At 69.0% G+C, this 24,054-nt stretch carries 20 protein-coding genes and 1 pseudogene; 7 read left to right on the forward strand and 14 right to left on the reverse strand.

The genetic code is table 11. The annotated features are described in order from the left end of the window. Window positions 1-11 precede the first annotated feature (11 nt). Together AC1HFH_RS25100 and AC1HFH_RS25105 are read left to right on the forward strand one after the other, a co-directional pair. Window positions 12-299, forward strand: coding sequence for a hypothetical protein (locus AC1HFH_RS25100; RefSeq protein WP_480245245.1), 288 nt, complete (start codon window positions 12-14; stop codon window positions 297-299). 133 nt (window positions 300-432) lie between these two features. Beyond that, window positions 433-1,044: a YdeI/OmpD-associated family protein gene (locus tag AC1HFH_RS25105; protein ID WP_480245246.1), complete on the forward strand. Its 612-nt coding sequence runs from the start codon at window positions 433-435 to the stop codon at window positions 1,042-1,044. Window positions 1,045-1,292: 248 nt separating this feature from the next. Here AC1HFH_RS25105 and dmpG read toward each other — a convergent pair whose 3' ends face one another. The 3 genes from dmpG to AC1HFH_RS25120 form a co-directional block, all read right to left on the reverse strand. Then, a complete protein-coding gene (gene dmpG / locus AC1HFH_RS25110; RefSeq protein ID WP_480245247.1) occupies window positions 1,293-2,312 on the reverse strand; it encodes a 4-hydroxy-2-oxovalerate aldolase in 1,020 nt (339 codons plus the stop codon). Window positions 2,313-2,366: 54 nt separating this feature from the next. Further along, window positions 2,367-3,275, reverse strand: coding sequence for an acetaldehyde dehydrogenase (acetylating) (locus AC1HFH_RS25115; protein ID WP_480245248.1), 909 nt, complete (start codon window positions 3,273-3,275; stop codon window positions 2,367-2,369). A 76-nt stretch (window positions 3,276-3,351) separates the two neighbouring features. Beyond that, a complete protein-coding gene (locus tag AC1HFH_RS25120; RefSeq protein ID WP_480245249.1) occupies window positions 3,352-4,137 on the reverse strand; it encodes a 2-keto-4-pentenoate hydratase in 786 nt (261 codons plus the stop codon). A gap of 166 nt (window positions 4,138-4,303) precedes the next feature. On the opposite strand from AC1HFH_RS25120, the gene kstD reads away from it, so the two are divergent. Next, window positions 4,304-5,998 carry a 3-oxosteroid 1-dehydrogenase gene (gene kstD, locus AC1HFH_RS25125; RefSeq protein WP_480245250.1) on the forward strand — a complete coding sequence of 565 codons (1,695 nt, stop codon included), beginning with the start codon at window positions 4,304-4,306 and terminating at the stop codon, window positions 5,996-5,998. A gap of 138 nt (window positions 5,999-6,136) precedes the next feature. Next, entirely contained in the window at window positions 6,137-6,997 is an 861-nt protein-coding gene (locus AC1HFH_RS25130) for a MaoC/PaaZ C-terminal domain-containing protein (RefSeq protein ID WP_480245251.1), read from the forward strand. Window positions 6,998-7,038: 41 nt separating this feature from the next. Here AC1HFH_RS25130 and AC1HFH_RS25135 read toward each other — a convergent pair whose 3' ends face one another. The 6 genes from AC1HFH_RS25135 to zapE all read right to left on the reverse strand — a co-directional run bounded on the left by AC1HFH_RS25135 (window position 7,039) and on the right by zapE (window position 12,355). Next, window positions 7,039-7,497: a hypothetical protein gene (locus tag AC1HFH_RS25135; RefSeq protein ID WP_480245252.1), complete on the reverse strand. Its 459-nt coding sequence runs from the start codon at window positions 7,495-7,497 to the stop codon at window positions 7,039-7,041. Next, the gene (locus AC1HFH_RS25140) at window positions 7,494-8,768 is read right to left on the reverse strand and encodes a DUF58 domain-containing protein (RefSeq protein ID WP_480245253.1); all 1,275 of its coding nucleotides are present in this window, start codon (window positions 8,766-8,768) and stop codon (window positions 7,494-7,496) included. Before AC1HFH_RS25140 ends, AC1HFH_RS25135 begins: the two co-directional genes overlap by 4 nt. Next, window positions 8,765-9,727, reverse strand: a complete 963-nt coding sequence (locus AC1HFH_RS25145; protein WP_480245254.1) for an AAA family ATPase — start codon at window positions 9,725-9,727, stop codon at window positions 8,765-8,767. The genes AC1HFH_RS25140 and AC1HFH_RS25145 overlap by 4 nt, the downstream gene beginning before the upstream one ends. A 17-nt stretch (window positions 9,728-9,744) precedes the next feature. Further along, the gene (locus AC1HFH_RS25150) at window positions 9,745-10,239 is read right to left on the reverse strand and encodes a hypothetical protein (RefSeq protein WP_480245255.1); all 495 of its coding nucleotides are present in this window, start codon (window positions 10,237-10,239) and stop codon (window positions 9,745-9,747) included. Beyond that, the gene (locus AC1HFH_RS25155; RefSeq protein ID WP_480245256.1) at window positions 10,236-11,168 is read right to left on the reverse strand and encodes a DUF4129 domain-containing protein; all 933 of its coding nucleotides are present in this window, start codon (window positions 11,166-11,168) and stop codon (window positions 10,236-10,238) included. Before AC1HFH_RS25155 ends, AC1HFH_RS25150 begins: the two co-directional genes overlap by 4 nt. Window positions 11,169-11,287: 119 nt before the next feature. Continuing rightward, complete coding sequence (zapE, locus tag AC1HFH_RS25160; protein WP_480245257.1) at window positions 11,288-12,355, reverse strand: cell division protein ZapE; 1,068 nt, start codon at window positions 12,353-12,355, stop codon at window positions 11,288-11,290. 45 nt (window positions 12,356-12,400) lie between these two features. Between zapE and AC1HFH_RS25165 the strand changes: the two genes are divergently transcribed. Next, on the forward strand, window positions 12,401-13,321 hold the full coding sequence (locus AC1HFH_RS25165; protein ID WP_480245258.1) for a helix-turn-helix domain-containing protein: 921 nt from the start codon (window positions 12,401-12,403) through the stop codon (window positions 13,319-13,321). 18 nt (window positions 13,322-13,339) lie between these two features. On the opposite strand, the gene AC1HFH_RS25170 is transcribed toward AC1HFH_RS25165, so the two are convergent. The 5 genes and pseudogenes from AC1HFH_RS25170 to AC1HFH_RS25190 form a co-directional block, all read right to left on the reverse strand. Next, window positions 13,340-14,521: a lipid-transfer protein gene (locus AC1HFH_RS25170; protein WP_480245259.1), complete on the reverse strand. Its 1,182-nt coding sequence runs from the start codon at window positions 14,519-14,521 to the stop codon at window positions 13,340-13,342. Between the two features lie 509 nt (window positions 14,522-15,030). After that, window positions 15,031-15,972 (reverse strand): annotated as a pseudogene (locus AC1HFH_RS25175) (bifunctional MaoC family dehydratase N-terminal/OB-fold nucleic acid binding domain-containing protein); the annotation flags it as partial. A gap of 12 nt (window positions 15,973-15,984) precedes the next feature. Beyond that, the gene (locus AC1HFH_RS25180; RefSeq protein WP_480245260.1) at window positions 15,985-17,151 is read right to left on the reverse strand and encodes an acyl-CoA dehydrogenase family protein; all 1,167 of its coding nucleotides are present in this window, start codon (window positions 17,149-17,151) and stop codon (window positions 15,985-15,987) included. Beyond that, window positions 17,136-18,200, reverse strand: a complete 1,065-nt coding sequence (locus AC1HFH_RS25185) for an acyl-CoA dehydrogenase family protein (protein ID WP_480245261.1) — start codon at window positions 18,198-18,200, stop codon at window positions 17,136-17,138. The genes AC1HFH_RS25180 and AC1HFH_RS25185 overlap by 16 nt, the downstream gene beginning before the upstream one ends. Then, complete coding sequence (locus tag AC1HFH_RS25190; protein WP_480245262.1) at window positions 18,201-20,339, reverse strand: acyl-CoA dehydrogenase family protein; 2,139 nt, start codon at window positions 20,337-20,339, stop codon at window positions 18,201-18,203. It lies immediately after the preceding gene. Window positions 20,340-20,494: 155 nt separating this feature from the next. Here AC1HFH_RS25190 and kstR point away from each other — a divergent pair, with 155 nt between their 5' ends. Both kstR and otsB read left to right on the forward strand, forming a co-directional pair. Next, window positions 20,495-21,142 carry a cholesterol catabolism transcriptional regulator KstR gene (kstR, locus tag AC1HFH_RS25195; RefSeq protein WP_480245263.1) on the forward strand — a complete coding sequence of 216 codons (648 nt, stop codon included), beginning with the start codon at window positions 20,495-20,497 and terminating at the stop codon, window positions 21,140-21,142. Window positions 21,143-21,331: 189 nt separating this feature from the next. After that, a complete protein-coding gene (gene otsB, locus AC1HFH_RS25200) occupies window positions 21,332-23,929 on the forward strand; it encodes a trehalose-phosphatase (protein WP_480245264.1) in 2,598 nt (865 codons plus the stop codon). Window positions 23,930-24,054 lie beyond the last annotated feature (125 nt).

Consider the following 24,054-nt stretch of genomic DNA (forward strand, 5'->3'; position numbering starts at 1 on the left):
ATCGTGGAGGAATGTTTGATCCGATCAGCCTGGCGGTGGGCGGTGCCCTTGTCGGGATCGGCTGGGCGGCCGGACGACTCACCAGGCGCAAGACTGCACCGGCGGTCGCCGCGAGCACCTGCGGGTGCGGCCACGACCTTTCGATGCACGATCCGCGCACCAAACGCTGCCACGCGGTGAATTGGAGCGACGACCGCTGTAAATGCCGCCGCTACACCGGACCCGCTCCACTCGACGAACTCCTCGCCACGCCGCTGCCCGCCATCGACGACAAGCCGTCCGACGACCCCAAGAGCTGATCGGTCGGAACGGATTCCGCGAATATCCCGCTCGGGCCGGACCCGAGTGTGTGAGCCGCGCCCGGCGTTCCGGGGCAAGGTTCCCGACAGAAAGTGCTCAGTTGGTGAGCACTTCAGCCGTCATGATCGGGGTATGAGCCGAAACGAGTCCATCGACTACCTCGTATGCGCTACCGCGACCAAGTGGACGACATGGCTGGCCGACCACCATGGATCCGCGGACGAGATCTGGCTGCGGATAGCCAAGAAGGACGCGCCGGAACCATCCGTCACCATCACCGAAGCTCTGGACGGCGCCTTGTGCTACGGCTGGATCGACAGCCACCGCCGCCGCCTGGACGAGCACTACTATCTGCAGCGCTACTCACCCCGCCGACCCACCAGCCCCTGGTCGCAGGTCAATGTAGGTAAGGCCGAGACCCTCATCGCCGACGGCCGCATGCAACCGGCCGGCTTCGCCGCCATCGAAGCCGCAATCGCCGACGGCCGCTGGGTACGCGCCTACGAACGCCAACGCACCGCCACCACCCCCACCGATCTCGCTGCCGCCTTCACCGACCGCCCGGCAGCACGTATCGCCTACGAATCCCTGACCCCAACCGAGCGCTACCGCACATACCTGCCACTGTTGAAAGCGCGCACCGATGCCGCGAGAGCGGCACAGCTCGAGCGGATCCTCGACGCACTGGATCCGAACGGTCCGGCGGTTTCGGCTGACGCAACCGCTACCGACCACCCCGAATGAACCTCGGGAGGATCCAGCCTGCTCGGTGAGGTACGTGCTTCCGGGCCGCGCACTGGATGCAAGTGTGACGTCGCCTAAGCACCCCGACAGCACCCCGACCCGGCGTCCAGTCCGGTCGCGGAACTCCGCCCAGCTACGACCGTCAGCCCTCTCCGCCCACCGCGTGGCTCCGGTCGTGGGTTCCGCCGCGGTGCTCAGAGAGTTGTGGTGGCGGTGGCTACTCGGCCGATGCCGCCACCACAACTCCGTCACCGCTTCTGGAGGTGGAGGGCGATGTCGATGAGTTGGTCTTCTTGACCGCCGACCAGGTTGCGGCGGCCTGCCTCGACCAGCATCTCCGCGGCGGAAACGTTGTAGCGAGCCGCCTGGCGTTCGGCGTGTTTGAGGAAACTCGAATACACGCCCGCATAACCCATCATCATCGACTGGCGGTCCAGCAGGCACTCCTGCGGCATCGCGGGGCGGACCACGTCCTCGGCGGCATCAGCGATCGCGAAGAAATCGATACCGGTCCTGACCCCGAGCTTGTCACACACCCCGACCAGCGCCTCGACCGGAGTGTTCCCCGCACCGGCACCGAAACGACGAGCCGAACCATCGATCTGGGTCGCACCCGCCCGGATCGCATACACCGAATTCGCCACCGCCAGATCCAAATTCTCGTGACCGTGGAACCCGACCTGCGCGTCCTCACCGAGCTCGGCGACCACCGCCGCCACCCGATCCGACACCTGCTCGAGCACCAACGCACCCGCCGAATCCACGATATACACACACTGACACCCCGCATCCGCCATGATCCGGGCCTGCTTCGCCAGCACCTCCGGCGGCTGAGTATGCGACATCATCAAGAACCCGACCGTCTCCAACCCCAGCTCCCGAGCCAGACCGAAATGCTGAATCGACACATCGGCCTCGGTGCAATGCGTCGCGATCCGGCAGATCGACGCACCATTGTCCCGGGACACCACGATGTCTTCCTTCACCCCGACACCGGGCAACATCAACACCGCGATCTTCGCGTTCTTCGCCGTCTCCGCGGCAATGGCGACCAGTTCCTGCTCCGGAGTCCTGGAAAACCCGTAATTGAACGACGACCCACCCAAACCATCACCATGGGTGACCTCGATGACCGGCACCCCGGCCCCATCGAGCGCAGACACGATGTCACGCACCTCGGCCCCGGTGAACTGATGACGCTTATGATGCGACCCGTCCCGCAGACAGGTATCGGTGACGCGAATGTCCAGATCGGCTGAATAACTCATGATCGAAAACTCCTGATCGGCAAGAGGTATGAGGGGCGTCCTCGGGCCGGAGCCCTATACGCGGGCGGCGAGGATCTGACCGGCCAGGGTCTCCCCGACCCGGGTTGCAGCGGCGGTCATGATGTCGAGGTTGCCCGCATACGGCGGCAGGAAGTCACCCGCACCTTCGACCTCGACGAAGATCGACACCTTCGCCAGACCACCGGACACCACCGACGGATCATCGAACTGCGGCTCGTTCAACAACCGATACCCCGGCACATACTGCTGAATATCGGCCACCATCCGATGCACCGAATCGACGATCGCGTCCCGATCCGCATCCTCGGGAATCGCACAGAAAATCGTGTCCCGCATAATCATCGGCGGCTCCGCAGGATTCAGAATGATGATCGCCTTACCCCGATCCGCCCCACCGATCGTCTCCACACCCCGACTCGTCGTCTTGGTGAACTCATCGATATTCGCCCGCGTCCCCGGCCCCGCCGACACCGACGCCACCGACGCCACGATCTCGGCATACGACACCGGCACCACCCGCGACACCGCCGCCACCATCGGAATGGTGGCCTGCCCACCACAGGTGATCATGTTGACGTTCGGAGCATCCAGGTTCGCGCCCAGATTCACCGGCGGCACCACCGCGGGCCCCACCGCTGCCGGGGTCAAGTCCACCGCCCGGATCCCCAGTTCCTCGTACTTGGGCGCCGCATCCCGGTGCACATAGGCCGAAGTCGCCTCGAACACCAGATCCGGCTTCTCCGACTGACCCAACAGCCACTCCACACCTTCGGCGGAGGTCTCCAGCCCGAGCCCCGCGGCCCGCTTCAACCCTTCGCTGGCCGGGTCGATCCCGACCATCCAGCGCGGTTCGATCGAATTCGACCGCAGCAGCTTGTACAGCAGATCCGAACTGATATTGCCCGACCCCACGATCGCGGCAGTGACGGTCCCAGTCGACACGACAGGCCTCCTCAACGAACTAGAAATTCAACTTCAACCGAGCCCGCCGGCCGGCACGATCGGACATCACTGCCCCCTACGTGAATTGCAAACGGACGGACCCGAGCCCGGTGAACTCGGCACAGAAGTCATCACCCGGACGCGCATCGATCGCCCGAGTACACGAACCCGGCAGCACGATGTCACCGGCCTTCAACCGAACCCCGAAACCCGCCACCTTGCGCGCCAACCACGCCACCGCAATCAACGGATCCCCCAACACCGCATCACTACGCCCCTCCGCGATCACCGCACCATTACGAGTCAACACCGCATCGATACCCGTGACATCCACATCCCCCGGCGCCACCCGCCCCGCCCCCAACACGAACCCCGCCGACGACGCATTATCGGCAATCGTGTCGCACAACCCGATCCGCCAATCCTCGATCCGCGAATCGATCAACTCGATCGCCGGCGCATACGCCACCGTCGCCGCCAGCACATCGGCCTCGGTACATCCGGCACCCGGCAAATCCGCACCCAACACGAAACCCACCTCCACCTCCACCCGAGGCAACAGATACCGCGACGTATCGACCGGAACGTCCTCCCGGACCTCCATATCCGCCAGCAAATGCCCGTAATCGGGCTCGTCGACACCCATCATCTCCTGCATCGCCTTCGACGACAGCCCCACCTTGTGACCGACGACCCGGCCGCCGTCGCGCAGGCGTAGCCCGATATTGCGTAGCTGGATCTCGTAGGCGTCCACCACGTCGATGTCCGGGTACCGGTCGACGAGCGGCGCGATGGCTTCGCGGTCCTGCTCGGCGCGGGCCAGTTCCGCCGCGAGCTCGGTACGCACCGAATCGGACAGCACGTGGGACCTCCTTCTCCAGGGCCGGAGCAGCACCCGGCCACAGGCCGGCTCGGGCGCTCCCCCGGCGGGGGACTCATGGCAAAACTGTAACAGGTTTCCGTTACGAACACCGGCTCGATTCCAGATCATATGGACCAAAGCGCCGCACTTCTATAACGTGTTCTACATGATTGATCGGGAATACGACGTGGTGGTGGTCGGCAGCGGAGCCGGCGGTATGAGCGCCGCCCTCACCGCCGCACACCACGGCCTGCGCGTGGTGATCGTGGAGAAGTCGCAGTACTACGGCGGTTCGACGGCCCGCTCCGGCGGCGGCGTCTGGATCCCGGCCAACTCGGCCCTGCGTGCGACCAATGCCGACCTGCGCAAAGCCGGAAACGACGACCTGGAATCGGCCCGCACCTACCTGCACGACATCATCGGCGACACCGTCGAACCGGAGCGCATCGACACCTATCTGGATCGCGGCCCCGAAGCCTTCGACTTCCTGCTCGCCAACACTCCGCTACGGATGCAATGGGTTCCCGGCTATTCCGACTACTACCCCGAGGCCCCCGGCGGCCGCGCCCTCGGACGCTCGGTCGAGCCCAAGCCGTTCGACACCAAAGCGCTCGGCGCCGAGGCGGCGCATATGCAGCCGGACGTGGCCAAGGCACCACTGAACGTCGTGGTCACCCAGGCCGACTTCAAATGGCTGAACCTGCACCGCCGCACCCTGCGCGGCTTCGTGCGGGTCATGCGGGTCGGCGCCCGCACCACGAAGGCGAAACTGCTCGGCCAGCGGCTGGTGGGTCGCGGTCAGGCACTGGTCGCGGCACTGCGGCTGGCGCTTCAGCGTGCGGACATCCCGCTGCTGCGCAACACCCCGATGCTGGAGCTGATCACCGAGGACGGCCGGGTGACCGGCGTCGTGGTGGAGCACGAGGGCGAACAGGTGCGGGTGCACGCCCGGCACGGTGTGGTGCTGGCCAGCGGCGGCTTCGAGCACAACGAGGAGATGCGCCGCAAATACCAGCGCGAGCCGATCTCGACGGAATGGACCACCGGCGCAGCGGACAACACCGGCGACGGAATCCGGGCCGGGCATGCGGTCGGCGGCGTACTCGAATTCATGGACGATGCCTGGTGGGGCCCGTCCATCCCGCTGACCGGCGGCGCCTGGTTCTGCCTGGCCGAGCGGAATCTGCCGGGCAGCCTGATCGTCGACGAACGCGGTAAGCGGTTCGGCAACGAGTCGGCGCCGTACGTCGAGGCGGTGCACACCATGTACGGCGGTGAGTACGGCCGCGGCGACGGTCCGGGCGAGCATGTTCCGGCCTGGCTGGTCTTCGATCAGCGCTACCGCAACCGGTACATCTTCGCCGGTCTGCAGCCGGGCCAGCGGTTCCCGAAGCGCTGGCTGGAGAAGGGCGTCATCGTCTCCGCCGACACGCTGCCCGAACTGGCCGAGAAGATGGAAGTTCCGGCGGACGAGCTGCAGGCGACGGTCACCCGGTTCAACGGTTTCGCCGAGACCGGCCGCGACGAGGACTTCCAGCGCGGCGAAAGCGCCTACGACCGCTACTACGGTGACCCGACCAACAAGCCGAACCCCTGCCTGGGGGCGCTGGCCGACGGCCCGTTCCATGCCGCCAAGATCGTCCCGGGCGACCTCGGCACCAAGGGCGGCCTGCGCACCGACACCGCGGGCCGGGTGCTGCGCGAAGACGATTCGGTGATCGACGGCCTCTACGCCTGCGGCAACTCCAGCTCGCCGGTGATGGGGCACACCTACGCCGGCCCCGGCGCCACCATCGGCCCCGCGCTCACCTTCGGCTACCTCGCCGCCCGCGACATGGTCGCCCGCAAGACCGCCGACTGAGCCGGCCTCCCACCCAGCGACCCGATACCACCCATTCGATTGCGCTGTTCGCACAGAATCGACCCGGAAAGTGTCGCCGACACGATTTCGATGACGATTCTGTGCGAACAGCGCAGCCCCGAACCGAGGAACGAACCGATGCCCATCGACCCGCAGCGCGCTCTCGGCGCCGAACTGCCCGGCCGCGAGTTCTCCTGGTCGGCCCCCGACGTCCAGCTCTACCACCTGGGCCTCGGCGCCGGCGCCCGCAGCACCGACCCGGCCGAACTGCGCTATCTCGACGACAGCGCCCCGCAGGTGCTGCCCACTTTCGCCACCGTCGCCCCGACGTTGCGCGACACCGAGCCGCCCAAGGTGCAGTTCCCGGGCATCGATATCGACCTGGCCAAGGTGGTGCACGGACATCAGGAGGTCCAGGTGCACCGCCCGATCCCGGCGTCCGGCAAGGCGAGCAGCACCGGCCGGATCACCGAACTCTGGGACAAGGGCAGTGCCGCGGTGATCGTCCAGGAGCAGACGGTGACCGGTTCCGACGGCACCCCGCTGTGGACCGCCCGCTCGTCGATCTTCGCCCGGGACGAGGGCGGTTTCGGCGGGGAGCGCGGGCCGAGCACCCGCACCGAACTCCCGGACCGGGAACCGGACGCGGACCTGGTTACCGCCACCCTGCCCCAGCAGGCGCTGCTGTACCGCCTCTGCGGTGACCGCAACCCGTTGCATTCCGACCCGGAGTTCGCCCAGCGGGCCGGTTTCCCCGCCCCTATCCTGCACGGGCTGTGCACCTACGGCGTGGTCTGCAAAGCCATCACCGACGCCCTGCTGGACAGCGACGCCACCCGGGTCACCGGCTTCCGGGCCCGCTTCGCGGGCGTCCTCTACCCGGGTGAGTCCCTGCGCACCCGCGTCTGGCGCACCGACACCGGATTCCGCGCCGCGGTCACGGTCCCCGACCGGGAAGGCAAGCCGGTCCTGAACGACGTGGAACTCACCGTCGCCTGACCGAGCACAGGAGCCGGGCTACCGCATCGTGTTTCGCACGGTCAGGACACCGAGTGCGCCGTGTCCGGTTCGTCCTGTGGTGCCTGCTGGCTCGACCCCTGGATGAGCAGGGCGTACAGCGCGATCACCACGACCGGGGCGAGCAGTGGGGCCCAGGCCAGTTCGGCCGGGACCAGGGCGGCGCCACCGGCGGCGAGGGTGAACAGGACGGCGCCGCCGACCGACGGGATCGTCGTGGGCACGACACCTTCGGGTGCCGAAACCGTGGCCGCGGTGAGCAGGTAGGCGGTGGCGACCAGGCCGGTGGCGGCCGCCGCCACCAGACCGGTATCGGTGAACGCCAGCACCGCCGTCGCGACCAGCACCGCCGCCACCGCCGACCAACGCCACCACCAGCTGGCGATCAGGAATGCTGCCACCGGTAGCGCGGCCCACGGATTCATCAGGCCGACCGCGGCGAACAGCAAGGTCGCGGCCAGGACGGCGAGAAATCTGGTCATCGGCGCACCCGCACTGTTCGTCGGTGTTCGGGCAGCAGGCGCATCACCTGGTCGAGCCGGGCGTCCTCGGGCCAGGCGACGATGTCGACGCCGACAGTACCCATGTCCCGGTACATCGATGCGCGTTCCAGCTGCCACATCTTGGCAAGGGTCGGATCGAGCCCGTCGGCGAACGGGGTGCCACGCAGCACATCGACCACGACCACCACGTGCCCACGTTTGCGCAGGTCGATCATGGCGAGGGCGAACTGGGTGTCCAGCAGCGTGGAGAAGGCGATGATGATGGCGCCCAGGGGCACCGCGGCGTGCGGCGCCAGGGTGCCGGTGGTGGGGATGTGCTCGTCGCCGACGTCGAGCACGGTGTCGACGATGCGGTAGAACTGGCGGCGGCCGATATCGGGACGTAGCCACCGTGGCGAATCGCCCAGGCACACCACCGCCGTCCGATCACCGGCCTGCAAGGTGGACTGCACCACCTGGGCCGCGCCGCGCACCGAGAGCTCCAGCGAATCGGTCGCCGGGCCGGGCGCCTGCTGGGAGGTGTCCACCAGCACCACCACATCGGCGGCCCGGTTGGTGAACCGCTCGGTGACATACAGCCGCCCGCGCCGGGCACTGACCTGCCAATTCACGATCCGCAATTGATCGCCGGGCGCATAGGCGCGGATATCGGCGTATTCCACACCGGGGCCGTGTTTGCGGGTGAGGTGGGTGCCGATCCGGTCGGGCAGTTCGGTGCGCGGCATCCGCATCCGCTGCGGATCGGTGATCGGGTAGACGAACAGCTGCCCGGCAGGCAGGTCTGCGGTCGCCGTCGCAAGACCGGCCGGGCTCAGCGCCGACACCCGGACCCGCACCGGGTAGCGACCCCACCGCTTCGCCGACAGGGCCAGCCGCAGCCCGGCCGGCGCCGATCCGGAGTCGGTCGCCTCCTCGACGTCGATGGCCAGCCCGGTCAGCGGTTGCGGGGTGATCCGCAGCAGTGCGTGACCGGATTCGACGAAAGCCGCGACCGTGACCGGTACCTCTTCGGTTTCGAAACAGCGCACCGTGCCCGCCCCGTCGACCTGGATCCGGGTCGGGGTCTGCTGCCAGGGGACCGTGGCGAGCACACCCAGCATCGGGGCCGCGAACACCACCAGCTGCCAGCTGCCGAGCGCCATAGCCAGCACCAGTGCCACGGCGGCACAGCCGGCCAGGATGTAGACCAGCGGCGCCGGTCGCCACTGCAGCTCGACCTCGACGGTCGCGGATTCGTCGCGATGTTTCATGTCACGGCGGCACGGGGCACCGGCAGCCGGCGCAGCAGTTCACTGATGACGTCCTCGCCGCGGATGCGGCGCACCCACATCTCGGGCCGCAGTGTGATGCGATGGGCCATGGCGGGTACCGCGAGCGCCTTGACGTCCTCCGGGATCACATAGTCACGGCCCAGCAGCAGGGCCCGCGCCCGGGACATCTGCACCAGATCCAGTTCGGCCCGGGGGCTGGCGCCGACCTCGACCTGCGGATGGTTACGGGTGGCCGAGGCGATTGCGACGACATAGTTGACGACATCGGGATGCACGGTCACGTATTCGACCGACTGCCGCATCTCCATCAGGCCGTGTGCATCGACGATCTGGCCGACCTGTGGCACGGTGGCGCCGCGTTCCAGCCGGCGCCGGATCATCTGCGTCTCGTCCTGTTCGGACAGGTAGCCCAGGCGCAGCTGGATCGCGAACCGGTCCAACTGGGCTTCCGGCAGCGGATAGGTGCCTTCGTATTCGATCGGGTTGTCGGTGGCCAGCACGATGAACGGCTGCGGCAGCAGGAAGGTCTCGCCGTCGATACTCACCTGACCTTCGGCCATCGCTTCGAGCAGGGCCGCCTGGGTCTTGGGTGGCGTCCGGTTGACCTCGTCGGCCAGCAGCACGTTGGTGAATACCGGGCCGCGCCGGAAGTTGAACCGCCCCGAGGACATGTCGTAGACGGTGGAACCCAGCAGATCGGCGGGGAGCAGATCGGGCGTGAACTGGACCCGGGTGAAGTCGAGCCCGAGCGCGGCGGCGAAGGAGCGGGCGATCAGGGTCTTACCCAGACCGGGCAGGTCCTCGATCAGCACATGGCCGCCGGATAGCACGGCGATCATGATCAACTGCAACTCATCCCGCTTGCCGACGACGACCCGGCCCAGTTCGCGCAGGATGGCATCGCTGCGCTGGACGGTCACGTTCAGCGGCGTGGTCATCGGTCATTTACCCCATCTCAGATTCGCTGTAGCCGACGCAGGATCTCGTCCAGCGCGGCCCTTCCCGGTGCCCGGCTGGTCTGGTCCCGCAACGCCGAATTGGCCGGATCCACCCAGCGCCACAGTTCGGGCCCGAACTGCAGCTCGCCGGCGGCCTCGGTGGCTCTGCGGTTCTTGGCGATCCGCATACCGGTGGAAAGTTCGAACTCCTTCGCCAGCAGCGGCCGCAGGTGCCGGTCCCAGTCGGCCCGGGAGCCGTCGGCGCGCTCGGCAAGCATTTTGGCACGAGCGTGCCATTGCCGCAGCATCTCCGCGGGACCGTTGTCGATATGCTCGAGATCGGCTTCCGGCCCGGACACCCGATCCCGCAGCGACCAGGCCAATTGCGCCAGCGCCAACGCCACCGGCACCGCGGCCACCAGCAGGACGGCGCCGCGCGCCTGCCGCAAGAACACCAGTTCGACCAATACGACAGCGACGATCGCGGCCACCGCGATGCCTGTCCGATTCATCCGGCCGTCACCCTTCGTTGCAGATCGGCGAGCACCACCCGGAGCAACTGCTCGGCCCGCATCCGCTGCCACTCCAGCATCGAATGCGGGCTGAAGCGCGCCTCCTCGAACATCGCCACCAGCTCGCGCGCGGAGGCGTCGTGCAGTGCCCCGGCTTCGAACGCCCGGGCCAGGACCTCCATCGGGGTGTCCGAGGCCAGCGGCGCGGCTTCCCGGTCGCTGGACAGCCCGCGCTCCATGGCCACGTAGCAGGCGATGATCGCGGTTCGGGGGTCCTGCCCCGGCGCGTTCATGGCCGCGAGACCCATCTCCGCTGCCCGGGTCAGCGAGTCGACCTGCGCGGCGGATGTCTCTGCCGGCAGCGGCACCTCGGCAGCCGGACCGCGCCGGGCGGCCAGGGCGACCACCACCAGGCCGGCCACCGCCACGGCGATCAGCAGGGCGGCCCCGACCGCCGCCACCACCAGTGTGGTTCCGACGACCTCGGTCGGACCGGTCGGGTCGGGTTCGGGACCCGAGGTCGCCGGCGCCTGCGGTACCTCCCCCTCGCCGCTGCTCGTTCCCGGCGCGGGCTGTTCCACTCGGGCTCCGGGCAGAAAGAACATCGCGGTGATGCCGGCGGCCACCATCAATGCGAGCAGCGCCAGCGCCACCGGTACCAGCAGGGCGAGCCGGGGCAGCCGCAGCGGCTCGGCGGGTTCGTCGCGGACCTGCGGCATCGCCAGCGGCAAACGGTGCCGGCTGGCGATCACCCCGGCCAGCAGGATCACGATGGAGACGAAGAGCAGCACCGGCATGAGCGCGACGACCAGCGGCGACGGTGTCGCCGGACCGGCCGGTTCCGGTGCGCCGGGCAGGTAGCCGCGCAGCGCGACGACAGCGACCATCAGCAGTGCGATGGCCACGCTGATTCGCACAATCGGCGCCATTGCCCGTACCAATGCGTACCACCAAACCCCTGAGCTTGCTCGAGCAGCCACATCGTTACATGCCGAGCGGTCGGCTCGGGGAGAAATCGCGATACTTTGCTACTCCGGAGTATGTTCCATTATCCCGCGTGCCCGCCGATCATGCTCCCGCTCACCTGCACCGACGACACCACCGGCAACTGAGCCAATCGGCTGACCGTCCGAGCCGCCACCCCGCCCGCCAGGTCTCCGTTCCCGGACCGACCCGCGACCAGCTCCGGCAGCGAAGCGGCCGCCCACACCTCGCACGGCAGATCGGCGTCGTAGAGCACATCGATCAGATGCACCAACCGCATCGCCCGATCCGGTCCGGCCTCGCGCAGCAACGGCACGCCGTACAACGTCCAGGACCGGTAGGCACGAGCGAGCCGCACATAGTCGCTGAACCCGGTCGCGGTACCGCAGAGCGCAGCGAAATCGAACCCGATCCGCTCCCCGTCGACCCACCGCGCCTGCAACACCCGGCCCCCGAGCGGCACCGGCACCCCGCCGCCCGCACCGGACCGTCCACCGGCGCCATCGGTCGCTGTGACACCCGGTGGCTCGTTATCCGCCGGCCGCCGAGCACAGCCGGCCGGCAGCACCACATAGCGGCCCGCAGCGAAACCCGTGGCGGGGCCGGACTGCCGGGTCCGGTAGTCGAGCGGGCCGTCCAGTTCGACGACGTCCAGGTGGGCGAGGATCTGCTCGATCGCCGGGACGAAGCGGTCGTGGAACAGCGGGTTCGGCAGCAGTTGCCGGGGCGGGCAGTTGGCGGTGACGACGAGCAGGATGTGTCGGGCGAACAGGGTGTTCAGCAGCCGGGTGATGAGCATGGCGTCGCCGATGTCGTCTACGTGGAACTCGTCGAACAGCACCAGCCGGGCATCGCCGAGCAGCAGGTCCACCGCACGATCCACCGACCCGAGGGCATGGGTGGCGTCGTGCAGTGCGGTGAAGAACGTATGGAAGTGGAACCGGCGCTTACGGTCGCCGCCGACGGCCGCGAAGAACCGGTCCGCCAGCATGGTCTTGCCCCGCCCGGGCCGCCCGACCAGGTAGACACCGCGCTGCCGACGGCGCAGCCGGGAGCGCCGGTCCAGGCGGGTCGCCAGCACGGCTGCGGCGCGCCGCTGGGCCGGGTCGAGTTCGATCACCACCGAGTTCATGCTCTACAGTTGTAGAGTACCCGCCCACGCACCGGAAGGGTGACGATGTCCACAACCGATCGCCGCACCCTGCTGGTGACGGCAGCCGTCGAGCTGATCGCCGCCCGCGGTATGCGAGCCCTGACGCACCGCGCCCTGGATTCCGCGCTGGATCTCCCGACCGGTTCGGCCTCGTACTACTTCCGCACGAGGCGTGATCTGCTCTCCGCAGTGATCGACAGCATCACCGACCGCTCCCGCACCGACTTCCTGGCGGCCGAATTCGCCGACCCGGGCACCGCGACCCCGGAGGAGGTCGCCGACGCGCTGGCGACCTGGCTGGACCGGCTACTGGCGACCCGCCGCAACCAACTACTCGCCCGGCACGCCCTGATCGCCGAAACGGCAGCCGACGCGGACCAGCAGGACCGCCTGGCCACCAGCCTGTTCTCCTACGAACGTGCGATCGACCTCTGCACCGCACTCGGCGCCGACAGTCCCCCCGACCGGGCCGCCGACCTGCTGGCCCTGCTGGAAGGCCTGGTCTTCGACCGCCTCACCGGCATCCGTTCCGACCTCCCCACCGGAACGCCCGAGAGCCGCCGGCAACTCGCCCGCCCGCTCACCGAGTTCTGCCGAGCAGGACCAGGAGTTGAACCGATGACCGCACGTAACTGGCGTGAGGTGGAGAACGAAGCCCATCGGCGACATCCCGAGCCGGCCGAACCCGCGGTTCAGGAGCGGGCCCGAGCCGAACTCAACGCCTATACCGCAGGGCACCACCTGAAGGACCTGCGTAAGTCTCTCGGCAAGACCCAGGCCGAAGTTGCGGCCGCTCTCGGCGTTTCACAAGCACGTATCTCCCAGATCGAGAACGGCGACCTGGCAGCCATGGAGCTGGACACCCTGCGCGGGTACGCGCGGGCGCTGGGCGGCCGGGCGGACGTCACCGTGACGGTCGGGCCGCACACGGTGACAGTGGCGTGACCGGGTGCGGCCCCGGCCCTACCCGGTGAGCACCAACCCGGAAGTGGGTACGCCGGTGCCGGCGGTCACCAGGATGCGGTCCAGGTCGGCGACCTGGTTCACCGAGGTGCCGCGGATCTGGCGGACGGCTTCGGCGATGCCGTTCATGCCGTGGATATAGGCCTCGCCGAGCTGGCCGCCGTGCGTGTTGATCGGGAGGCGGCCACCTACTTCCAGGGCGCCGTCGGCGATGAAGTCCTTGGCCTCACCCCGGGCACAGAAGCCCAGTTCCTCGAGCTGCATCAGCACGAACGGAGTGAAGTGGTCGTAGAGGATCGCGGCCTGCATATCCGCGGCACGCAGCCCGCTCTGCGCCCAGAGCTGATCGCCCACCAAGCCCATTTCCGGCAGGCCGGTGAGACCGTCGCGGTAGTAGCTGGTCATCACGTACTGATCCGGACCGGACCCCTGGGCGGCGGCGCCGATGACGGCGGGCCGGTTCGGCAGATCGCGGGCGCGTTCGGCGCTGGTGATCACCAGGGCGACACCACCGTCGGATTCCTGGCAGCAGTCCAGCAGCCGCAGCGGCTCGGCGATCCAGCGCGAATTCTGGTGGTCGGCCAGGGTGATCGGCTTGCCGTGGAAGAAGGCGGCCGGGTTGACCGCGGCATGTTTACGATCCGCGACCGCGACGGCACCGAAATCGGCGCTGGTCGCCCCGGAGACGTGCATATAGCGGCGCGCGACCATCGCCACCTGCGCGGCCGGTGTCCCCAGCCCCTGTGGATAAGCCCAGCCGGCGTCGATCCCCGACGAGGTCGGCGCGGCGGCCAGCGCCGGGGAGAACTGCCCGAACCGGGCCCCGGAACGCTCGTTGAACGCCCGGTAGGCGACCACCACATCGGCGATCCCGGTCGCCACGGCCATCGCCGCCTGCTGGACGGTGGCGCAGGCGGCGCCACCGCCGTAACCGATATGGCTGAAGAACTTCAGCTGCGGGATGCCCACCGCCCGGGCCACGGCCGCCTGGGTGTTGGTGTCCATGGTGAACGTGGTCAGCCCGTCCACATCGGCGGGTGTGAGACCGGCATCGGCCAATGCGGCGGTCACTGCCTCGGCGGCCAGGCGCAGCTCACTGCGGCCGGAGTCCTTGGAGAAGTCGGTGGCGCCGATGCCGGCGATGGCGGCGCGCCCGGACAAACCGGGCCCTGACGCGGTCATGCAGAGGCCTCCTGGTCGGGACGGGAGATGACGACGGTGGCGGTGATGTGATCACCGAGGCTGTCCCGGCCGATGACCCGCAAGGTGAGCCGGTCACCGGACACTTCGGTCACCGTGCCGGACAGCGTCAGCGTGTCGCCCGCGTACAACGGCACGCCCAGCCGCAGGGCGATCGAATGCACCCGCGCCCGGGGGCCCGCCCAATCGGTGACGAACCGCTGCACCAAGCCGGTATCGGTGAGGATGTTGACGAAGATGTCCTTCGAGCCGCGCGCCACGGCCTTGTCGCGGTCGTGATGCACGTCCTGGAAGTCGCGGGTGGCCAGCGCGGAGCTGATCACGAACGTCGGGTCGGCGTGGATCTCCAGTTCCGGCAGGGTCGTCCCGGGGACGGCCGCCTCGACCGGTGCCGGGTTCGCTTCCGGAATCGCGGAACCCGCCCCGTTCTCGGCCGATCCGGACGACTTCGGCGCCGAACCGACGTCCGACGCACCGTCATCCGCGGGTACCCAGTAGGGCAGGAACGTACCGTCGTGCAGTTTCTCGAAGGCGACCCGCACCGGCAGGCCGACCGCCACCTGCTCCGGGTCGACCCCGCGCAGTTCACCGAGCATCCGTACGCCGGTGTCACCGCCGTCGGATGCAGCCTCGCCGAGGTCCAGTTCCACCAGGGCCACCACGAACGGCAGTGTCCGCCCGGGCACCTTCGGGGCATGGTGCACCACGAAGCTGAACACGGTCCCGGTGCCCGGGGCGACCACGTAGTCGGCCGGGGCATCGGGTGCATTCCACAGCGCAGGGACCGGCGGATGCTGCAATGTGCCGTCGGGCCGACGCTGGATCCGCAGTTCCCCGGCTTCGGTGCCCGCCCAGAAGAATTCGGTGTCCCGGGAACGCACCGGGGTGGCCCGCTGCCCCTTCGGCGCCGGCGGCGGGGGCGCGTATTTCAGGATCCGGAACAACATTTCGGTGACCACTTCGGCACCGACGTACCAGGTGGTGCGGAAGGTCAGGAACCAGCCTTCACCCAATCCGGTGCGCTTCGGCCCAGTGACCTCGTCGAGCCGGCTGGTGACCGTCACCTCTTCGCCTGGCCGCAGATACCGGTGGTAGATCTGTTCGCAGTTGGTGCCGACAACGGAGGTGAATCCGGCCGCATCCAGCAGTTCGGACGCGGTGCCGAGCGGATCGTCGGCCGCCCGGGCGCCGTGCAGGCCGAGCATGGTCCACACCTGTGCCATCGCCGGTGGGGCGACGGTGCCGGGATGTCCGGCGGCACGGGCGGCTTCGTCGTCCACATAGATCGGGTTGGTGTCGCCGATGACCTCCAGCCAGTTGTTGATCATCGGCTGGTTCACCGGATCGCGTCCGGCTCGCGGCGCCGATTCCCCGGCGGCGGCAATGCGTTCGGCGGCCTCCGGCAGCTCGGACACCGCGATGTTCTCCGACATCTACTCGCTCCTTCAGCGGGGCACCCGCGGCAGGTCCAGACCCGCCGTGGCCACGAGTTCCCGCATGATCTCGTTGACACCGCCACCGAAGGTGACGACGAGGTTCTGTTTGGTGCGCCGGTCCAGCCAGCTCAGCAGCTCGGCCGTTTCGGGTTCGGCCGGATCGCCGAACCGGCCGACCATTTCCTCGACCACCCGGCCGGCCTCCTGCAACGCCTCGGTGGAGAACACCTTGGTCGCCGAGGCGTCGGCGATCACCGCCCGCTGGTCGGCCTCGTTCCCGGCCGCCGCGGCGACCTGCCAATTGAGCAGTTCGTTGAGCCGCACCTGGGCACGCACCCGGCCGAGCGCCCGGCGGATCGCCGGTTCGCCGAGCAGCTCCCGCGCGGCCGCCCAGTCGTGCAACCGGTCGTAGAGCTGCTCGATCTTGCCGGACGGCCCCAGACCCACCCGTTCGTGGTTGAGCTGGGTGGTGATCAACCGCCAGCCCTTGTCCACCTCGCCGACCAGCATCTCGGCGGGCACCCGGACATCGTCGAAGTAGGTGACGTTGGTGTGGTGGGCGCCGTCGCAGGTGATGATCGGCGTCCACGAGTAGCCGGGGTCGGAGGTGTCGACGATGAGGATCGAGATGCCCCGGTGCCGGGACTCGGCAGACCCGGTCCGGCAGGCCAGCCAGACGAAATCGGCCTCATGCGCACCGGTGGTGAAGATCTTCTGCCCGTTGACGATCCAGTCGCCGTCGGCATCACGCACCGCCGTGGTGCGCAGCGACGCCAGATCGGTGCCGGCTTCCGGTTCGGAATAGCCGATGGCGAAATGGATGTCGCCGGAAAGGATGCCGGGCAGGAACCGCTGCTTCTGTTCCTCGGTGCCGAACTGCTGCAGTGTCGGTCCGACGGTCAGCAGCGTCACCAGCGGCAGCGGCACATCGGCACGCACCGCCTCGTTGTAGAACAGCTGCTGTTCCATCGGGCCGAAACCCTGCCCGCCGAATTCCTTCGGCCAGCCGACGCCGAGCTGCCCGTCGCTGCCCATCCGCCGGACAACGGCCCGATAGGCATCGCCGTGCCGGTCCACCGCCATCTGCTCGGCTTCTTCGGGGGTGACGAGATCGGCGAAGTAGGAACGCAATTCGCCGCGCAGCCGCCGCTGTTCGGCGGTCAGATCGATGAACATCTGGCTCCCAGGAGGTCGAGCCGCAGCGCCGCGCCGCCCAGCAGGCGAGCGAGGTCCTTGGCCTGTGCGTAATAACGGTGCATGGGGTGGGTGATGTCGACGCCGGTACCCCCGTGCAGGTGGTGACACTTCTGCATGGCCCGGGGCAGCTCGGCGGCCGCCCAGTAGGCCAGGATGTCGAGATCTTCGTCGGTGCGGCCGCGATGCTCCGCGGACTCGTCCGGCTGGGCCAGCGCCCAGCAGGCCGATTCGGCCGCCACATGCAAGGTACGCCCAGCGACGTAGAGGTCCGCCACCTGCTGGGCGACCGCCTGGAACTCGGCGAGCGGGCGATCGAACTGGCGGCGGGTGCGCACATGTTCGGCGGTCAGCCGCACCGCACCGGTGAGCAGGCCGTCGGCGGTGGCGCCGATGGCCGCCAGCGCGTACCGGTGCAGGATCGGCAGCGCGTCCGGCAGCAGGCGGCCGGCGGGCACTGCCACGTCCTGCAGCACCACGGTGGCCTCCGGAATGCCCGAGGACGACGGGCTCGCCAGCACCTGCACCCCGGCCGCACCGGCGTCGACCACGACCACACCGGCGTCGGTCGGCACCAGCAGCCACCGAGCCTGCTCGGCATAGGCGACTGCGACCTTGCGACCGGTCATCCGCAGCAGATCACCGTCGCGGACGGCGGTGGTGGCCGGCGCGGTGACGAACGGTGCGCCCGGCTCGTTCAGTGCCGCCGTGACCACCGCACCCTTCCCGATCTCCGGGAACACCTGTTCGGCCAGCTCCTCCGGCGCGGTGGCTAGCAGCGGCAGCAGTCCGAATCCGAGCGTCGGCAGCGCCGGGAGTGCCACCGCGTCGGTGGCCAGCTCCATCAGCATCGCCGATACCTCCGGCAGGCCCATGCCGTCGCCGCCGAATCGCTCCGGCACCGCCATCGAGAGCAGCCCGGATTCGACCAGCGCCGGCCACAGGCCGATATCGCGGGCCGGATCGCGCTCCAGCAGACCGACGACGACCTCGGCGACCGCGTCCGCGCTCTCGTCGCGAGTGAAATCCATTCAGCTCTCCTTCTGGGGCTCCCGGGGCAGGCCGAGAATGCGTTCGGCTGCCACGGTGAGCAGGATCTGCTCGGTGCCGCCGGCGATCGACAGGCACCGGGTGAGCAGGAATTCGGTCAGTTCCGGAGTGTCCGCCGCTCCGGCCGTACCGGTCAGCTCCATGGCGTATTCGGCCAGGTCCTGCCGGTGCCGGACACCGACCAGCTTGCGAACGCTGCTCGCGGAATCTGCTGCGGCACCGGCGGAGGCGGCCAGGGCGATTCGCTGTTCCAGCAGCGCCCCGGCGGTTTCGGTGGCGATGAACCCGCCCAGCCGGTCCTCGCGCAGTGCGGCCTGCGGCCCCTCCGGCGGGTACTGCTTCAGCAGGCTCTCCAGCAGGCCGCCGATCCCCCCGCCACCCATGGCCACCCGCTCCGCGGACAGGGTGGTCCGGGCGATCCGCCACCCCTCGCCCAGGGACCCGACCAGGGCATCGTCGGGTACGAAGACCTCGTCCAGGAACACCTCGCTGAAGCGGGCCTCACCGGTGATCTGCACCAGCGGCCGGATCTCGATCCCGGGGCTGCTCATATCGACGAGGAAATAGCTGATACCGCGATGTTTCGGCGCCGCCGGGTCGGTGCGGGCCAGACACAGGCCCCAGTTGGCGATATCACCGAGCGAAGTCCAGATCTTCTGCCCGCGCAGCCGCCAGCCGCCGTCCACCCGTTCGGCGGTGGTACGCAGGGCCGCCAGATCGGAACCGGCCTCCGGCTCGCTGAACAGCTGACACCACACGACGTCACCGGACAGGGTCGCCCGGACGTACTTCTCGATCTGTGCCTCGGTGCCGTAGCGCAGCAGGGTCGGCACCGCCCAACCGCCGACCGCCAGGTCGGGTGGGGTGATTCCGGCCCCGCGCAGCTGTTCGGCGATCATCAGGCAGGTCATCGGGTCGGCGTCGCGGCCGTACGGCGCCGGCCAGTGCGGCATGACCAGTCCGGCCTCGGTCAGGGCCGTCCGCTGCTGTGCGGCGGGCAATGCCGCGATTGCGGCGATCTCGTCGGCCAGTGCGGTATCGGTCCGGTCGCCGAGCACCCGGCGGGCACCGGTGGTGCGGCGCAGGCCGTCCCGGCTCAATGCGGTCACTCGCATCCGCCAGTGCGCCGTCCCGCCGAGCAGCTGCCGCAGGGCCACGGCCCGCCGCAGGTAGTAGTGGGCATCGTGCTCCCAGGTGAAGCCGATACCGCCGAGCACCTGGATGGCATCCTTGGCCGTGTCGACCGCAGCGTCCAGTGCCGTCGCGGCCGCCACGGCTGCGGCGATGGGCAGTTCGGCGGTGTCCCCGGCGACCGCGGCGTCCGCCGCCGCGGCGGCGTCTGCAGCGACGGACCGCACCAGCTCGGTCCGGCACAGCATCCAGGCGCAGATGTGCTTGACCGCCTGATAGCTGCCGATCGGCCGGCCGAACTGTTCCCGCACCCGGGCGTAATCGACCGCCGACTGCAGGCACCAGCCGGTGATCCCGGCCAGTTCGGCGACCGCGAGGGCGACGAACAGATCGGTCACGTCGTAGGGCGGGTCGAAGGCCAGTGTCGCCGGCACCCGCGCGCGGTCGGCCTGCACCTGTGCCAGCGGCACGCTCGGGTCCGCCGGGGTGCGTGGCGTCACGGCGGCCTGTCCGGGCTGGAGCAGGAACCAGCGCAGCCCGTCCGGGGCCCGGGCCGGTACCAGCACCCCGATGCCGTCCTCGGCGCCGTAGCCGTCCGGCCAGTTCCCGGACACCAGCCAGTCGTCGCCGTCCGCGACCGCCTCGGCCTCGACGCCGGCGACTCCCGGAGCCAGGGCACATGCCTCGTCGGCAGCCAGGGCGCCGCCGGTGACGATGCCGGCCAGCGCCGTCGTCAACACCGGCCCACCGGCCAGATCGGCCGCGGCCTGCTCCAGCAGCACCGCGAGATCGCCGACGGTGCCGCCGAGCCCGTCGGCGGATTCCGGCACCGCGACTGCGAACACTCCGAAGTCGGCGAGCCCGGACCAGTACTCGTGCCAGCTCCCCGTTCCCCGCTCGCGCAGTGTTGCAGTCGGCACAATCCGCTCCGCCCAGCCCCGCAGGGCAGCCGCAGCGGCTTTATGCTCGTCAGTGGTGGCGATGGTCACACGCATTACCGCCTTTCCGGCGTGACTCCCGCAGATAGAACATGTTCTAATATCTGGGCCGGGCGGAAGTCAAGAGACGCCGACCGGACGACCACCGATGCACAGCGGCGTGCAGCAGGACAACGAACGGTGCCCGACCGAAAGGAACCTCCCCGATGGCCAGCCCCTCCCGCGCATCCCAGGAACCGAATGCCGTGCCCGCTACGGCTGTGACCACCCTGCGCGAGAACGAGCTGACCTCGGCGGCACAGCGCGAACGGCGCAAGCGCATCCTCGACGCCACCCTCGCCTTGGCATCCAAGGGCGGCTACGACGCCGTGCAGATGCGTGCCGTGGCCGAACGCGCCGATGTCGCCGTGGGCACCTTGTACAGGTACTTTCCGTCCAAGGTGCACCTCCTCGTCTCGGCCCTGTCCCGGGAATTCGAGCAGATCGAGACCAAGCGGCGCCCGCTGGCCGGGAACACCCCGCAGGAGCGGATGCACCAGCTGCTCACCCAGATCACCCGGATGATGCAGCGCGACCCGCTGCTCACCGAGGCCATGACCCGGGCGTTCATGTTCGCCGACGCCTCCGCGGCCGCCGAGGTGGACCGGGTCGGCAAGGTGATGGACCGGGTGTTCGCCCGTGCCATGAACGACGGCGAACCCACCGAACGGCAGCTCGCCATCGCCCGGGTCATCTCCGATGTCTGGCTGTCCAACCTGGTCGCCTGGCTGACGCGCCGCGCCTCCGCCTCCGATGTCACCGAACGGCTGGAGCTGACCGTCGATCTGCTGCTCGGCGACTCCACTCCGGACTGACCCGGACACCGCGCCCGAAACCGGGCAAAACCCCCGCCACCTGCACACTCCCCGGACCGGCAGCGCCGGGGATAGCCGAAAGATCGCCCGTCCGGCGTCGACCCGACGCCGGACGCGAGCATCCGCAGGTTCACCCAGTAGTGTTATGTGCGCCCTGGAATCAACCCACTCCGTCTCTAGGTTGGATGCGTGAGCGCACAGGATCTGCCACTCGATGTTCGCCGGGCGCTGGCGGCGGCCGCCCGCGTACCGCGACTGCTGGTCGCCTCGGATTACGACGGGACCATTGCCCCGATCGTGTCCGATCCGGCGAAGGCATTCCCCCATCGCGAATCGGTGAGCGCACTACGAGCCCTGGCCGGGCTCGCCAATACCACCGCCGCCGTGATCTCCGGCCGGGCGCTGCGCGACCTCGCCGCACTGTCCCGGCTGCCGGTCGAAGTGCAGCTGATCGGCAGCCACGGCTCGGAGTTCGATGTCGGCTTCGTGCACGCTATCGACAATGACGCCCGGCAGTTGCTGTCGGAGATCCAGACCGAGCTCTCGCAGATCGCGACCGCCAATCCGGGCGTCGCGGTGGAGATGAAGCCGGCCAGCGTCGCCTTGCACGTCCGCAATGCCACCCCGGAGATCGGGCGGCGCGCACTGGAGACCGTCCGGCAGGGCGCGGCCTGCTGGGTCGGTGTGCAGGTGACCGAGGGCAAGGCGGTCATCGAGCTGGCGGTGATCCCGACCGACAAGGGCACCGCACTCGACACCATTCGGCACCAGGAAGGCTCCTCGGCGGCCGTGTTCTTCGGCGACGACGTCACCGACGAGAAGGCCTTCCGGGTGCTGTCCGGACCGGATGTCGGAATCAAGGTCGGTGACGGCGAGAGCCTCGCCGGCTACCGGGTGGACAGCACCGAAGACGTGGCGCGCGCGCTGGCCTTCCTGCTCGAGGAGCGCCGCACCTGGCTGGCCGGGGCCAGCGCGCCCCGGATCGAGCGGCTCAGCATGCTGTCCAGTCCGCGGTCGGTGGCACTGCTCACCCCGGATGCCACGGTCACCTGGTTCTGCCACCCGGAACCCGATTCGGCCGCGGTCTTCGCTCATCTGCTCGGCGGTCCGGCCGCCGGGCACTTCACCGTGGAACCGGAACGGCCCGGGCTGCCGTTGTCGCAGCGGTATGTGGACGGCACGATGACCGTCGAGACCCGCTGGGCGAGCCTGAAGGTCACCGACTACCTGCCGCACGACGTCCCCGCCGACCGCACCGATCTGACCCGGGTGATCTCCGGTGAGGCCCGCGCGGTGGTGACCTTCGCGCCACGGCCGGAGTTCGGCCAGGTGGCGGTGCGCATCGAGGCCGAACCGAACGGCCTGCGAGTGGCCGGCACCAACGATCCGATGGTGCTGCGCTCCCCCGGCGTGGATTGGGAGATCACTTCCGACGGCACCCATGACCGGGCGCGCGCGGTGGTGGACCCGTCGTCCGGGCCGATCACCCTGGAACTTCGGTGCGGCACCGCCGATCTGGCTCCCGCGATGACGGCGGAACCGCAACGCCGCCGGCTGGCCGAGAACTACTGGTCGCAGTGGGCGGCCGGGCTGCACCTGCCCCCGCTGAAGCCGGATCTGATGAAGCGCTCCGCGCTGACCCTGCGCGGCCTGGTGCACAGCCCGTCCGGTTCCATCCTGGCGGCGGCGACCACCTCACTGCCCGAAGACATCGGCGGGGTACGCAACTGGGACTACCGCTACTGCTGGCTGCGTGACGCCTCGATGACCGCACACGCACTGGTCTCGCTCGGTTCGCTGACCGAGGCCGAGCAGTTCCTGGGCTGGGTGCACACCGTGCTGGAGACCCTGCCCGGGCCGGAGCGCCTGCACCCGCTGTACACGATCTACGGCGAGACGCTGCCGCCCGAGGCCGTCATCGATCTGCTGCCCGGCTACGCCGGCTCGCGGCCGGTGCGGGTCGGCAACGCGGCCAACATGCAGGTCCAGCTGGACGTCTTCGGCCCGATCGTGGACCTGATCGCCGCCCTGGCACACGAACGCGAACGGCAGGGACGCACCGATCCGCACACCGCCCTGCCGGATGCCGATTGGGAACTGGTGCACGCGATGGTTTCCGCGGTGCAGCGCCGCTGGACCGAACCGGACCACGGCATCTGGGAGATCCGCGGCGCCCCGCGGCACCACGTGTATTCGAAGGTGATGGGCTGGCTGACGGTGGACCGGGCGCTGACCCTGGCCCGTAAGTTCGACCGCCCGGTGGACCCGGAATGGCCGATACTGCGCGACACCATCGCCGAAGAGGTGAAAGCCAAAGGCTGGAACGAGGAAGTGCAGTCCTACACCGCCGCCTACGACGGGACGGACCTGGACGCCGCCACCCTCTACATCGGCCTGAGCGGACTGATCGAACCGGACGATCCGCGCTTCGCGGCAACAGTGGTCGCCACTGAGGCGGAACTGCGCAGCGGCTCCACCGTCTACCGGTACCACCACGACGACGGCCTGCCGGGCGGCGAGGGCGGTTTCCACCTGTGCGCCGCCTGGCTGGTGGAGGCCTACCTGCTGATCGGCATGCGCTCCGACGCCGAGGCCCTGTTCGCCCAGTTGGTAGCCGCCGCCGGCCCCACCGGCCTGCTCAGCGAGGAATACGACCCCATCGCCGAGCGCTCCCTCGGCAACCATCCCCAGGCCTACAGCCACCTGGGCCTACTCCGCTGCGCCCAACTCCTCAGCCAGCCGGTACTGGACGGCGTCACCTCCAGCCCCGCAGGTTCGCGCCCCTGACGGGCAGTCCTACGGCCTCCGCATCCGAGCGCTCGAGACTCGAGCCTTCGGCCTCATGCACTGTCGAGTGCTCGGATGCGCGACGGGTTGCGAACTCCTCGCTCCTCGACGTCGCTCCGTAAGTG

The organism is Nocardia sp. KT25-26, assembly GCF_056627695.1.